This is a genomic window from Rhizobium sp. RHZ02 (assembly GCF_014851575.1).
GTDB lineage: Bacteria > Pseudomonadota > Alphaproteobacteria > Rhizobiales > Rhizobiaceae > Rhizobium > Rhizobium altiplani.
Genome location: NZ_JACUZX010000001.1, coordinates 452,132 through 464,771 on the forward strand (window position 1 = coordinate 452,132; position 12,640 = coordinate 464,771).

The window sequence follows — 12,640 nt, forward strand, 5'->3', positions numbered from 1 at the left end:
CAATGAGATTGCCGGTTGTATCTGAACATGCGCATCGAGCCAGGAATAGCGGTTGGAGCAATTCCGTCGTCGTACAGTGCGACGGCGCGCGGCCCCTTCCAGCAAACAGCCGCACCAACATCCGAAACAGTCGCATTCCCAAAGCGGTACCCTCGATCCGCAATTGCGGCAGCGCTCTTCGAGACAACGGCGTCGGGCTTCCTCGCACATGAGGAACTTCAAAACGAAGTATTCAGCGCCGCGGGCATCGTCGTGCATTGCCGGGACTTCACGGATATCGAGACGGTCATCGACGCACTGGAGGGGCAGTTGACGGTCGCGCTGTTCGTCAATCACGATGATGAAGCCGATGCTCGTCGTCTTGTTCCGAAGCTTGAAATGCTCGCGGGGCGCCTGTTCGTGAACGGGTTCGGGACCGGCGTCGAAGTTTCTCCGGCGATGGTCCATGGCGGCCCCGACCCGGCGACAGCAGACGGCAGATCCACTTCCGTGGGCACTCTCGCGATCTACCGTTTTTTCGGCCTGTCTCTTATCAGGATTTCTCGACCGGACTGCTTCCGCCAGCACTCAGGAACCTGAAAGCGTAAGGTGACCTGGCTCGATCTAAGCGCCCATCTTTCAATCGATGGAAAAGCGCTTCGGAAATAGGCAGTGTGTGAACCGCCCCGCCTCCTGCACGTTGTGAGGCAGGAGGAAACGGCGATGAATGTCCAGAATGAAGGCTCCAGCAGTAATGTTCGCGACGTGGCGCCGATCGGAGCGGCTCTAACCCCCGGGCTGGTATCGTTTTGGTCACCAAAACGGAAAAGGCTTTCCGCCGCTTCCAGGTCGCCCTTGAAGTCGGACCCATCGGCATCGTCTCCACCCAAAGCTTGACAGGCTGCGCGGGGTGAAGAGAAGCTCCGTTCGCGCTCTCCCACTATTGCCCTCCGTCGGCCGTGACCCGCCACAAAGTCAATCCAGCAGCTTGCGGATCGCCATGATCCCTTTCGCCGTATCCGACCAAGATTGGCGCCAAATCAGCAGGCCCACGCCGAGTACCGTCGCCATCAGAAACGGGAGCGGACCCAGGAACCAGAAGGCCGCCGCTACAGTGAAGTAGTACGACCTCACGCCGACGCTAAATGATCGGAGCGCCGGGTTCAGGACCAGCGTGAGCGCCTCGGTCCAGGCCGCGATGTCGCGCTCTTCTTGTCGCGACGGGCTGGCGCCGATTGCGGCCAGACAGTAGTTCAGCTGCCTCACCGCCCAGATGAAATCCGATAGTCCTCTGAGGAGTGTGGCGATAATCAGCAAAACCTTGGTTTGGAAGAGCCATGCGGGGTCCTTGGCCGCGAACATAGCGATCAGGCCGTCACCGTTTCCGTAGTTGGGCTCCATGAACAAAGAGCCGCTGAGGCCCACGATCACGATCAGGTTTGCTGAGCCGAAGAAGGACGCGGAATTGATCGTGTGGCCCAGGATCGCGGCGTCGCCGATGAAATTGTTGTCGCGGGTCAGCGTCTCGCGCATCCACGCGGCTCGGACCCGCACCATATCCACGGACAAGCTATCGTTGGGCCGTGGCCACCCGAGCGCCAATAGCGGCTCAATCGCAATCCACACCACGATGAAGAATACAAGCGACGCGATGTTGAGCGTGTCCATTCGGCCCCCAGCCAGACTTTTTCGCACACTATCGCGGGCGTTGACGTCCTCCAAGAGGGGCCGACGTTTGAACCGCTGTCCGCTAGGGCTGCTCGCGCATCCCCGGCGTAGCCTCCCGCTGATCGGCATCAATCATGTCGGTGGCAACAAGGAACGCGTCCGTGTGCTCGCGAGCTGCCTCTCTGAGCATGGCCAGCTTCGGGACGTCGTCACCCTTTTCACCTTGACAAAGCCCTCGCGCGACGCTGCTCTGCAGCTACGCCTGGTTTTAGGAGGTTTCACCGCAAGCCGGCCGCACGCGCTGCGACCGGGGTCACAACTCAATATTTGGGTTATGCCTGCGGAGATGGTTGGCGCTGTTGAGTTAGATGCTCAGGGCCACGAGTTTGGCACGGTCTGCGATCGAATCGGCTACGTGATCTAACGTCGCAGCATTTGTGGCAAGTGGAGACATCTTTTCTGACAATCGGGGAATCGCGTCCCCTGTGGCATCTGATAGTTCTTTCACCCGACGGCGTACTAAGAGTAAGCCGACACCTGTCTCCTTCGAGAAAGCCTGCCAACCAGCGGCGTCCATTTCCGAAAGCGTTGCGCGTTTGCCGATTCGCATAGCCATCTTCGGAGAAAGGTCTGGATAGGCCACCGTGGATAGCAGATCGTACAGCGGAGCCATTCGCGGTCCACGATCATCATAAAGGATCGAGAAATTCTTGCCGTGGGCATCCGCATTTCCGACAATGAGATTGAAAATCGCAGCATCCAAAAGCTTTGCGATGTCCGGACCCGGCCGCTCAGATACCCGCCGCAATAACTCAAAACAATCCCTAAAGGTCGGCCCGCCCTCGCTTGCATACTTAGTTTCAGGTGGCACACCGAGTGCTTGGCAAAAGTCTTCCTGATGGATACGGCGAACCACACCGTCGGCATCGCAGTAGCGATCGTATCGCTCGACCAAAAGGAAAGGGCGACCATTCGCGGACCTCGGTTCGACGGGAGCAACGTCGAGCCCGATTGCGGCAGCAAGCCTCATCACGAAGGCTTCATTCTCGCTGGTCCCCGGAAAGCGCGCGATTGGTGGTTTCAAGATGTGCGTAGTCGCCTGGCCTGGAAGCGGTAGGGCGACTTGGCCATCGACTAGAACAACTGGAACTTTTGATTGGGCGCCCGCAAGCGATAGCCTCAAGCCTTCCTGGCCGGCCAATAGCGGCCGTGTCGGAAGTACGTCCAATATCCGAACGATTCCTGCCTCATCCAGAGGTGCCGTTTGCTGATCCGCAATCGGTTCTGCCCCGATGGGTTCCTGATCTTCAGGCAAAAGCTGAAGCGCGCCGGCGACGTCGCCGCCCAAGCGATCAAGAAGCGCGAAGTCGTTGGCAGGTGAAACACCCAACGCCTGCGCCGCAACAAGACGCTGGCTTTCTTCTGGCAGCAGGCCGCCGAAAAATGGCCGGCATTCACGGCGAGAAAAACATTGTGGACGCTTCGGAAGTGAGGCCGACAGTGGAGGCGTCTTTTCGTCATCAAGCCAAGCTTCAGCGTATGCGAAGCCGATATCGCCATACTTATCTTGGGTGAATTGCCCGACAATGCGACCACCCCACCAGACATTGAGAACCCTAACCGTCATTTTCTACGTTCACCGGGGGCTAGAATATCAATCGAACAACCCAGCGTTTGCAGAACCTGCAAAACCTTTCCTATCTGAGCTGTCGGCTTGCCGGCTTCGAGGTCCACGATGAACCTTAGGCCAACTCCAGAGACCCCGGCAAGCTCGTCCTGTCGCAAGTTTTGCTCCTTGCGTGCGCTGCGTACTAGGGCGCCGATATCGGCTGGACTTCTGACTTGTTTTGCCATCTTTATTTCCCGATCGGGAAAATAACAGCACATCAGCCGCCCTGTCGAGTACAATTTTCCCGATCGGGAAAATCATGAGCGCCCGATGATCTGTGTTTGGAAAAATTTCCCGATCGGGAAATTCAGATGGAGCCGATGCGGTGCCGGGAAACCTCGGCCGATTGGGAGTTATGGCCCCGCTGATTGGGAATGGCAGCGGTTCCTATCCTACTGAAAGTCTTGCAGACTAAATCACAACATCGGATTCCGATCCAGCTTCGATGGCGAAAACGTCCTATCGCACGTCGGGCGCCCTCCGCTAGGCGTGACAACAGTTTGTCGCCAAATCGACCTGCTGAGTCCTCCGGTCGATGCACGACAACAGTCGCACCAAAGGATCCGAGGACATGTCCTTCAAAAGGCCGACATGAACTGGTGATCGCAAACATCTACGCTCTCGGCATCGAGAAATGGTGCGGCTCGTTCCCGGTGACCTCCGGCCTGCTGCGTGTCGGGCTATCGCCCCGCGCCCCAGTCGGCCACGCGGCTCGCGACCGCCTCGAGATCCCCACTACGGTCCCGACGCGCATGGCCAGCAGGCCGGGACCCAGTGTTTCATTGGCTTGCCGTGCTTCTCGGCATAGATCTCGCCCATCCTTTTCCTGAATACCTCCGTCGCCTTGCTGGCTCCCTGGATCGGTTTCCACCCGTCCGTGGTAGAGAACACGAAGGGCCCATGATTCTCTGACTGGCGCCTCTTGATGCGGTCGAGCAGTTGTATCACCGGCACGGAGAGCATCACGAGTTCGTCGCGGTCGGATTTGAAGCGCACCGCGGGGATCGTCCACGTGCGCTTCTCAAGATCGAATTCACACCACTGCACCAAGCGGACGTCCCGGTTACGCTGGCCGGTCAGCATGAGCGCTTTGAAGTACTCGCCCCAGGGATAGGCGGTTGTCTCGGCGCGGGCCCAGTAGGCTCGGACCTCATCGGCGTCGTGTTTTCTATGCCGCTTGTTCTTCTGGAGCTTCATCTCCTCGTTAGTGAGCTTGGTCAGCGGCGACTCCATGACGCCAAGCTCGGCCCGGCGCTTAGGCGCGATCACCCACTCGAAGAACCTCTTCAGCAAGCCGAATGCCTCGTAGGCGCTGGCCGCAGCGGGGCGGTCGCGGATCGCTTCGATCACCCGCTGCACCTCGACACCGGTGACCTCCCGGAGCGGCTTGTCGATCCAGGGATTTCGCTGCGGATCGAGGAACTCGCGCGTGAGTGTCCCTTGATCCTTTTTGGCGTTGCGGTTGCGCTTCCGCTCAGGCAGCCACGCCACGTAGTCGCTCATGGCTTGTCGGAAGGTCGCTCGGCCCAGCCTTTCCGCTTCGAGTCGGACACGGAGCTTTTCCGCGGCCGGATCGACGCCTGCCCTATTCATCTCCTTCCATGGAGAACTAATTCACGGGCCTCCTTCACCGACATCTTGTGGGCATTTCCCACAACTCGACGAGTGGTGTTCCCTGCGCCGCCGAACCGGCCCAGCATCGTCCAAGAGCGATGGCCCTTCGAGCCTATGCGCAACTCGAGGTCCGGAACGTCAGGGTCTCGGCGGTATTCCGCGGCGCTCGTCTTTCTGGGCGGCCTCCTTCTGCTATTCCTGCGATCGCCTGCCATCGGACCATCCTTTCCTAGCTTTAAGGCGGGGCAGCCGGCGGCTGCCGGTCGCGCCCCGCAACGCTAATGAAACCCCTACTTCTAATTAAGTCAATAATATCACATAGTTATGGTGCGCCCGACAGTTAAATACTGCTCCTGCACGCGATTGAACGGTTCCTTGCAGGGGATCCGGCGTGCGCTTTTCAGGGTCGGTGCGCTGGGGCGCTCGTCTTCCGATTTCGGCGTGGGCACTTGCCGGGTTTCGGCTGAGCCGTTGTGGTCATCCGCCGAGGGCTATCCCGGCAAGTTGGGCGGGCACGGCTTGACCCGGTCGCGACTTCCGGCCGCAGGACAGACCAGCTTTCCCAACTGGCGTCTCTCCGGGCGCAGTAGGAACGGCGCGGTGTGGGTCCAACTGGGTCAGTAGATATGACAGCATGACGAGGAATCTGGCTGAACGAGACTGACGGGAGATGATCGCAGAGAACTTGCAGACGACAGGCGTTCCAAAAAGTTGCGGCGTTCCTGACGGCGACTGCCGGCCGCTGGCGCGGAGCGTGCTGGCGGCTCATAACCGCTTGGTTGGGGGTTCGAGTCCCTCCGGGCCGCGCGGAGACAAATTTCAGTCCAGTATAGCTATCAGCACCGTTAAGACCACGGCGGTCAAGGCGGCAAATATGACTGCAAATGTGAGATTGCGTCCTAGAGACCTGACAATCGCATGAAGGGCGTTTGGAGAGGTCGCACCCTTCGCTGAGGAAGCAGAGATGCCAGACGCGGTGTGCATTCCGACCGGACTATCACCACTTTTTTGGTCGGGCATTTTGGCCATGCTTGGTCTCCACCAGGTGACGGTCTCTCAGGCAATACTAGCAACCACCGCGCTAAAACCCAACAGGTTCTGGCTTCGCTATGGCCCCGGTGCCGTTCACGATCACCCGAGGCGATGGAAGGCCTGTTCGAGAAGCAAGTGGAGACCAGCGCTGCGCTGGATGCCCTGATTGCTGATCTGACGGCGCGTCGCTCCCAACTTTAGGAACCGAGATGAGCCATCTCTTTGCTGTCTCAGCCGTCGCTCTGGCCTTCTCCCGCTCCGCCGGGGTGCGCGGGATCAGAAAGACATCTCCGTGGGTCTCAGTGTCTTGGTCAATGATGACTAGGCAGAAGCTTGCACCTGCTCAGGCGTTCTGTGCCCTCCTCCCAATGTTCACCAGCAAGGCGATGATGACGGTGCCTGCGATGAAGACGAATGCTGCGGCAGCGATGGCCGGACTGATATTCTCCCTGATTGTAGAGAACATCTGACGGGCAAGGGTGCGTTGGTTAGGTCCGGCCACGAACAATGTCAGGACGACCTCGTCCAATGACGTTGCAAACGCAAAAACGGCACCGGAAACGATCCCCGGCATTGCCAGGGGAAGAGTCACGGTTCGCAATACCACGTGGGGCGCTGCTCCCATGCTCGCCGCAGCGTGCTCCAAGCGATGATCGATCCCCTGCAGAGATGCCGTCACGTTGACCACGACAAACGGTATAGCGAGAACCGAATGAGCAATGATGACGCCGAGATACGTATTGGCGAGACCGTACTGGGCGAACATAAGCTGCATCCCTACCCCCAGCACAACCGCTGGGACGACCATGGGCAGCAAGAAGACAGTACGGATGAACCCAAATAGTAACGAAATCTTCTTTCCGCGAAGACCCAGAGAGCCAATTGTCCCGAGAATAGTAGCAAGGACCGTCGTTCCAGCACCGATTACCAGGCTATTGAAGATCGAACGGCGCCAGGCGTCTGCCGTGAGAAGTTCGTGAAACCACCGGAGAGAGAAGCTTGGGATCGGGTAGTTGAGGAACACGCTGTTGGTAAAGGCCAACGGCAAGATTGCGATCAAGGGAGCCATCAGAAAGAAAACGACGGCTGCTCCGAAGACTAGCTTTGCGATGGTCAACGGCTTCATGTCCGAGCCTCCTCAGAAGAAAGCCGCAGATAGACGATATAGAGCAGGATCGTCGCTATCAGGAGTACTAGGCCGAGTGCGCCTGCCATGCCCCAGTTCGCAGCACCCGTCGCATAGTAGGCAATAACCGAACTTATCATTTGATCCTTGGCACCGCCGATAAGCGCGGGCGTAATGTAGTAACCAAGTGCACTCATGAAGACGAGCAGCGATCCCGAAACAACGCCGCGAAGCGAGAGGGGAAGAAGCACAAGGTAGAAGGAGCGGACCGGATTTGCCCCGAGCGATGCGGCCGCAGGCATCAGATTCTTGGGAATACTGATCAGCACACTGAAGATTGGCAGCACCATGAACGGCAATAGCACGTGGGTCATGGCGATCACGACCCCTACCCTGTTGAAGATCAAAGGGATAGGCCCGCTAGTCAAACCAACTGCTTGAAGTGTGGAGTTGATTAGTCCGTTGTCCTGAAGCAGGATGAACCAAGACGCTGTTCGAACTAGAAGCGATGTCCATAGTGGCAACAGGACCGCGCCCAGCAACAACTGCCTGGTCCACCCTGTGACTGAGGATGCGACCATTGCGAACGGCATGCCCAGCAGAATGCAGCAAATCGTGACAGTAGCGGCGGTAGTGAGCGTCCGGATCAAGGTATCCCGGTTGGCGGACGTTCCTGCTGGAGCACTCGTGATCGATCCATTTACGTCCCGGGTCAAATCCACGGCGGCGAGCAGGTTGCGGTCCGTTATTGGAGAACTCGCTGCGTCTTGGATAGCAATCCAGAATGCAGGATCACTCCAGCGATTGTCGATCGTCGTAAGGTCGCTAATGTTGGGGTCGGATGAAACGGCGGATTTTGTTTTACTCATCAGGGTGCGGAAGCCTGATTTGGCGCTGTTCAATCGCCGAACGAGATCACCAAAAAGCTCGTCGTCCTTGATGCCCCGGATGTCGGCTGCAAAAGCCTTTTGAGCATCAGCGGGAGGAGCGCTCGCCCTGTCCCACCCCTTTAATGCAGAGGCGACCGTTGGCAGAGCACGAGATGCGACGGGGTCGGATACTGCCGACTTCATCATGGTCGCGAGCGGCGCGACGAAGAAGAAGACGAGAAAGAGTGCCAGCGGCGCTACCAACAATAACGATGCGGCTTGTTTCCAGAGCCAAGTGTCCTTCATGCCACGATCCAGCATTGTTCTGGAGAGAAGGAAGCGACAACTTCATCGCCAACGCTCAATGGCGAGGATTTACGGTTCGCCTTGACGATCAAGTCTTTCCCTTGGTTGCGAATGCGAACCTGCAGATGGTCGCCATGATAGACAATATCGGCGACCGTGGCGCTCAGGCGATTGCTGGCTGGCACATCGGAATTGATCTCGACACGCTCAGGTCGAACCGAAACCTTGACCGGTTTGCCCACGTCGGCAATCGTCGAGGTTCGGACCTCGATATTTGCGCCGCTTTCGAGATGGACACCTAAGACACCATTTCCGGCACTCTTGACCTTGCCCGTTAGAAGGTTCGTTTCCCCGATGAATTCAGCAACGAACTGCGTCTGTGGGTTATCGTAAATTTGTGCGGGCGTTCCGATCTGTTCGATTTTCCCGTGATTGAAGATCGCAATCCGGTCGGACATGGTCAACGCCTCCGTCTGATCGTGAGTGACAAAGACGATCGTCAAACCGAGCCTTCGGTGGATGTCACGGATGTCGAGCTGCATTTGCTCGCGAAGCTTTTTGTCAAGAGCACCGAGGGGCTCGTCCATCAAGACGACTTCAGGTTCGAATACCAACGAACGTGCCAGGGCCACACGCTGTTGCTGTCCCCCGGACAGCTGGATCGGTTTCCGATCCTGAAACGCGCCCAACTGCACCATATCGAGCGCCTTCCCGACCCTCTCCACGATCTCAGATCTGGAGACACCCCTCATTTTCAAGGGAAACGAGACATTTTCTGCAACGGTCATGTGGGGAAACAGAGCGTAGTTTTGAAAAACAACGCCCATATTGCGCTTGTAAGGCGGCAGGCCGTCGACACGCTTCCCGCCAACAGATATCGCGCCGCTGGTCGGCTTCTCGAAGCCCGCAAGCATCATGAGCAAAGTCGTTTTGCCCGAGCCAGAGGGGCCCAGCATGCTGACAAACTCGCCCTTTGCAATCGCGAGGTCGAGATTGTCGACGACAGTCATGATCCCGAACGATTTGTTGACTTTTTCGAATTGAATGAAGGCGTTTGTCATGTAAGCCGACTCTTCTCTAACGCGAACTGCTGAAACAGCCGTTCGACAAGGGGCCTCCGAGGAGGCCCCGCACCAATAGTTACTGACCGAGCCAAGCGTTGAATCGCTGGGTCAGTTCCTCAGAGTTATCCGTCCAGAAGTCGACATCCAAGGGAATTGCGCCCTTAAGATTTTCTTCCGAGGTCGGGGATTCTTTCTGGTATTTCTCCGGCACGAGCTTGGAGGCGCCAAGATTTGGCAGGCCGTAAGCAATGTATTCGGGCAACTTGGCCTGGTTTTCGGCTTTGCTTGCGTAGGCAATGAAGTCCATGCCCGCGTCCTTGTTGGGAGCATCCTTCAGAATGACCCAGCTATCGATAGCGTAAACGCTGCCTGGGAACACGAAGCCGAAATGCTTGCCTTCGGAGCGGTTGATGCCGGTGATACGACCATTGTAGGCTGCTGTCATAACGACTTGGCCGGAAGACAGGAGCTGGAGGGGTTGCGCACCTGCATCCCACCAGACGATGTCTTTCTTCAGCTCGTCGAGCTTCTTGAACGCACGGTCGACTCCGCCTTCGGCGCTGAGGACCTTATAGACCTCATTAGCCGGAACGCCGTCCGCCATCAGTGCGAATTCGAGCGCATATTTCGGCCCCTTGCGAAAACCACGCTTGCCTGGGAATTTTTTGGTATCCCAAAAGTCCGCCCACGTCTGAGGTGCTTCCTTAAGCTTGTCAGCGTCGTAAGAAAGACCAGTTGACCAAACAATGTTACCAACACCGCAATCACTGACGGCTGCTGGCAGGAAGGACTCCTTACCTCCAAGCTTCTGCCAGTCGATCTTTTCGTAGATGCCGTCCGCGCAACCAAGAGCCAATTCCTCGGACTCTACTTCGACAACGTCCCAGTTCGGCGTTCCAGCCTTAACCTTGGCCTGGAGAACACCGTACCCGCCATCCCAGCTCTCATCGAGAACCGGTTTGCCGGACTCCTTTGCATATGGTTCGAAGAAAATTTTGCGCTGTGCGTCTTGGAAATTTCCACCCCAGGACACAACTGTGAGATCACGAGCTTGGGCGGCGAGGACGCCAGTCACCAATACTGTTGACGCAATGAGCGAGACTTTCAGGAGTTTCATCGGCGTTCCCTTTTGTTGGTTTGAACCTCGAACAGGAAACCACGTTTTGCCACTTTTGGAAGTGAGCGTTGGGGGCTTGGTGACTATTCTCACCGCTGGTGATCGCTGCTTAGAGGGTTAATACGTGGGCGGGGTGATGGCGCTCAGAATTTCACTCTCCCCATCGTGGACATTCCTGAATCGATGTGGAAGACGGCTGTCAAAATAGTAACCATCGCCCGGGCGCAAAATTTTCTGCTGTCCGCCCACGGTAACCTCAACTGCTCCCGACAGGAGCATGCCTGCTTCCTGGGCCGCATGGGTGAACGCTTCGCCAGAATCTGCCCCGACCGCGTAACGCTCGTGGAGCATTAGAAGCTGCCTATTGGGATGATCGAGGCCAATCACTCGATATGAGATCGTATCGACCTTGCCAATTTCTACGAGATCTTGGGACGTGTAGAATGGGGTATACGGTAGGCTAGACTGCAAATCTGAGAAGAAACCCGGCAGCGTGGTACCCAGCGCGTCCAAGACGGCACTCAGCGTGTCGATCGAGGGGCTCATCCGATCCCGCTCAATGAGGGATATCGTCGAGTGTGAGATCCCCGAACGTGCTGCAAGTTCTCTAACACCCAAATCGCGACGACGACGTAGCTCTCTGAGCTTCACCCCAATTTTTGGCATGCGATTTCCCTTTAGAATATGCGCCTTCGCTAGCATGGCATTGGTGAGCACGCACGCCTATCCACAATGCGTGCAGTCCGCGAGCCGCGGTGAAAATACTGAACACCTGTCTAGTGGGCAATTGTCTGAGTGGCTTCAGTACGGGATGCTTCGTTCCAGCACGCACATAGGAGAACCTCATGACATCGCGGCTCGACGCCCTGAAAGGCAAATTTACACGGATCAAGGAACCGAAGCGCGACGCAGTTTCCGACACTGCTTCGATTGAAAAGACGGTTAAGGAGATCATCGCTAGCGTACGTGAGCGGGGCGACGCCGCGGTGCGTGAATACTCGGTGGCGTTCGACAAGGCCGACGTCGCGAACTTCGAGGTTACCGAGGAAGAGAAGCTGAAGGCCATCGCCGATCTCGACCCGCAAACCCGCGAAGACACTGAGTTCGCCATTGCAAACGTCCGCCGGTTCGCGGAAGCTCAACTCGGAACCATCCTGCCACTCGAAATCGAAAGCCTGCCGGGCCTACACCTTGGCCACCGCGTCATTCCCATCGAGATCGTGGGCTGCTATGTTCCGGGGGGTCGTTACCCCCTCCTCTCGGCACCGGTCATGACCATTGTCCCGGCCAAGGTCGCTGGTTGTGACCAGGTGATCGCATGCCTTCCGCCGAATGCTCATCCCGCAATGATCGCAGGCTGCCATCTCGCTGGCGCAGACCGCATCTTCCGGGTCGGAGGAGCCCAAGCGATTGCGGCTATGGCATACGGTACGGAAACGATCCCCGCAGTCGACAAGATCGTTGGCCCGGGCAACGCCTTCGTCAATGAGGCGAAGCGCCAAGTATTCGGTCAGGTCGGAATCGATCAGCTCGCTGGCCCGAGTGAAATCTTCATCGTTGCCGATGAGACGGCCAATCCTGCAACCCTCGCAACTGACATGCTGGCCCAGGCAGAGCACGACGTACGCACCCGCGTCGGCCTTGTTACAACCGACCGCAAGCTGGCAGAAGAAACAATCAAGGAAGTAGAGAAGCAGCTTGAAACTCTCTCGACAGCTCCTGTCGCCAGCGTTGCCTGGAAGGATTATGGTGAGGTCACCGTTGTCGATGATGAAGAAACCATGATCGCCTACTCGGATTACATCGCGACGGAGCACCTTCAGGTCCATACCCGTGATCCACAAGCGACCGCTAAGAAGCTGCGCAACTACGGCTCCCTCTTCATTGGCGAATTGGCCAGCGTCGTCTACTCCGACAAGTGCTGTGGCACAAACCACACGTTGCCTACGATGGCTGCTGGCCGTTACACCGGTGGCCTCTGGGTTGGCTCCTATGTAAAGATCGCCACGCACCAGTGGCTGGATGAGCGCGGTGTTGCAGCAGTCGCCCCCGCGGCCGTTCGGCAGAGTGCCACAGAAAAGCTTGAGGGCCACCGCCGCGCAGCAGCGCTTCGCCTAAGTCCCCAGCAGCTTGCCGCAGCAACTAGGTAAACTGATTAGCGCTAATCGCGATAATCAAATTTTGCGGCAGTGGGAG

General features: G+C 57.5%; 11 protein-coding genes and 1 tRNA gene. 3 read left to right on the forward strand and 9 right to left on the reverse strand.

Going from position 1 to position 12,640, the window contains the following annotated elements; all coding sequences use genetic code 11:
• Nucleotides 1–15: 15 nt before the first annotated feature.
• Entirely contained in the window at nucleotides 16–579 is a 564-nt protein-coding gene (locus IB244_RS02160; protein WP_409564040.1) for a hypothetical protein, read from the forward strand.
• Nucleotides 580–954: 375 nt separating this feature from the next.
• Here IB244_RS02160 and IB244_RS02165 read toward each other — a convergent pair whose 3' ends face one another.
• The 4 genes from IB244_RS02165 to IB244_RS02180 form a co-directional block, all read right to left on the reverse strand.
• On the reverse strand, nucleotides 955–1,647 hold the full coding sequence (locus IB244_RS02165) for a DUF599 domain-containing protein (protein ID WP_169682372.1): 693 nt from the start codon (nucleotides 1,645–1,647) through the stop codon (nucleotides 955–957).
• Nucleotides 1,648–2,011: 364 nt separating this feature from the next.
• Nucleotides 2,012–3,274, reverse strand: a complete 1,263-nt coding sequence (locus IB244_RS02170) for a type II toxin-antitoxin system HipA family toxin (RefSeq protein WP_169682370.1) — start codon at nucleotides 3,272–3,274, stop codon at nucleotides 2,012–2,014.
• On the reverse strand, nucleotides 3,271–3,501 hold the full coding sequence (locus tag IB244_RS02175) for a helix-turn-helix transcriptional regulator (protein ID WP_018859659.1): 231 nt from the start codon (nucleotides 3,499–3,501) through the stop codon (nucleotides 3,271–3,273). The genes IB244_RS02170 and IB244_RS02175 overlap by 4 nt, the downstream gene beginning before the upstream one ends.
• Nucleotides 3,502–4,051: 550 nt before the next feature.
• The gene (locus IB244_RS02180) at nucleotides 4,052–4,819 is read right to left on the reverse strand and encodes a tyrosine-type recombinase/integrase (RefSeq protein ID WP_192303022.1); all 768 of its coding nucleotides are present in this window, start codon (nucleotides 4,817–4,819) and stop codon (nucleotides 4,052–4,054) included.
• Between the two features lie 845 nt (nucleotides 4,820–5,664).
• On the opposite strand from IB244_RS02180, the gene IB244_RS02185 reads away from it, so the two are divergent.
• Nucleotides 5,665–5,737: transfer RNA gene (locus tag IB244_RS02185), tRNA-Ile, on the forward strand.
• A 568-nt stretch (nucleotides 5,738–6,305) separates the two neighbouring features.
• On the opposite strand, the gene IB244_RS02190 is transcribed toward IB244_RS02185, so the two are convergent.
• The 5 genes from IB244_RS02190 to IB244_RS02210 all read right to left on the reverse strand — a co-directional run bounded on the left by IB244_RS02190 (nucleotide 6,306) and on the right by IB244_RS02210 (nucleotide 11,110).
• Nucleotides 6,306–7,088, reverse strand: a complete 783-nt coding sequence (locus IB244_RS02190) for an ABC transporter permease (RefSeq protein ID WP_169682366.1) — start codon at nucleotides 7,086–7,088, stop codon at nucleotides 6,306–6,308.
• On the reverse strand, nucleotides 7,085–8,263 hold the full coding sequence (locus IB244_RS02195) for an ABC transporter permease (RefSeq protein ID WP_192303024.1): 1,179 nt from the start codon (nucleotides 8,261–8,263) through the stop codon (nucleotides 7,085–7,087). Before IB244_RS02195 ends, IB244_RS02190 begins: the two co-directional genes overlap by 4 nt.
• On the reverse strand, nucleotides 8,260–9,324 hold the full coding sequence (locus IB244_RS02200) for an ABC transporter ATP-binding protein (protein WP_169682365.1): 1,065 nt from the start codon (nucleotides 9,322–9,324) through the stop codon (nucleotides 8,260–8,262). Before IB244_RS02200 ends, IB244_RS02195 begins: the two co-directional genes overlap by 4 nt.
• A 79-nt stretch (nucleotides 9,325–9,403) precedes the next feature.
• A complete protein-coding gene (locus IB244_RS02205) occupies nucleotides 9,404–10,444 on the reverse strand; it encodes an ABC transporter substrate-binding protein (RefSeq protein WP_192303026.1) in 1,041 nt (346 codons plus the stop codon).
• Nucleotides 10,445–10,561: 117 nt separating this feature from the next.
• Nucleotides 10,562–11,110, reverse strand: coding sequence for a cupin domain-containing protein (locus tag IB244_RS02210; protein WP_018859639.1), 549 nt, complete (start codon nucleotides 11,108–11,110; stop codon nucleotides 10,562–10,564).
• A gap of 179 nt (nucleotides 11,111–11,289) precedes the next feature.
• Here IB244_RS02210 and hisD point away from each other — a divergent pair, with 179 nt between their 5' ends.
• The gene (gene hisD / locus IB244_RS02215; RefSeq protein WP_169682364.1) at nucleotides 11,290–12,594 is read left to right on the forward strand and encodes a histidinol dehydrogenase; all 1,305 of its coding nucleotides are present in this window, start codon (nucleotides 11,290–11,292) and stop codon (nucleotides 12,592–12,594) included.
• Nucleotides 12,595–12,640: the final 46 nt, after the last annotated feature.

Coding starts and splice junctions, on each gene's coding strand:
- IB244_RS02165 (WP_169682372.1), bottom strand. CDS start 1,647: ATGGACACGCTCAACATCGCGTCGCTTGTATTCTTCATCGTGGTGTGG.
- IB244_RS02170 (WP_169682370.1), bottom strand. CDS start 3,274: ATGACGGTTAGGGTTCTCAATGTCTGGTGGGGTGGTCGCATTGTCGGG.
- IB244_RS02175 (WP_018859659.1), bottom strand. CDS start 3,501: ATGGCAAAACAAGTCAGAAGTCCAGCCGATATCGGCGCCCTAGTACGC.
- IB244_RS02180 (WP_192303022.1), bottom strand. CDS start 4,819: ATGAGCGACTACGTGGCGTGGCTGCCTGAGCGGAAGCGCAACCGCAAC.
- IB244_RS02190 (WP_169682366.1), bottom strand. CDS start 7,088: ATGAAGCCGTTGACCATCGCAAAGCTAGTCTTCGGAGCAGCCGTCGTT.
- IB244_RS02195 (WP_192303024.1), bottom strand. CDS start 8,263: ATGAAGGACACTTGGCTCTGGAAACAAGCCGCATCGTTATTGTTGGTA.
- IB244_RS02200 (WP_169682365.1), bottom strand. CDS start 9,324: ATGACAAACGCCTTCATTCAATTCGAAAAAGTCAACAAATCGTTCGGG.
- IB244_RS02205 (WP_192303026.1), bottom strand. CDS start 10,444: ATGAAACTCCTGAAAGTCTCGCTCATTGCGTCAACAGTATTGGTGACT.
- IB244_RS02210 (WP_018859639.1), bottom strand. CDS start 11,110: ATGCCAAAAATTGGGGTGAAGCTCAGAGAGCTACGTCGTCGTCGCGAT.
- hisD (WP_169682364.1), top strand. CDS start 11,290: ATGACATCGCGGCTCGACGCCCTGAAAGGCAAATTTACACGGATCAAG.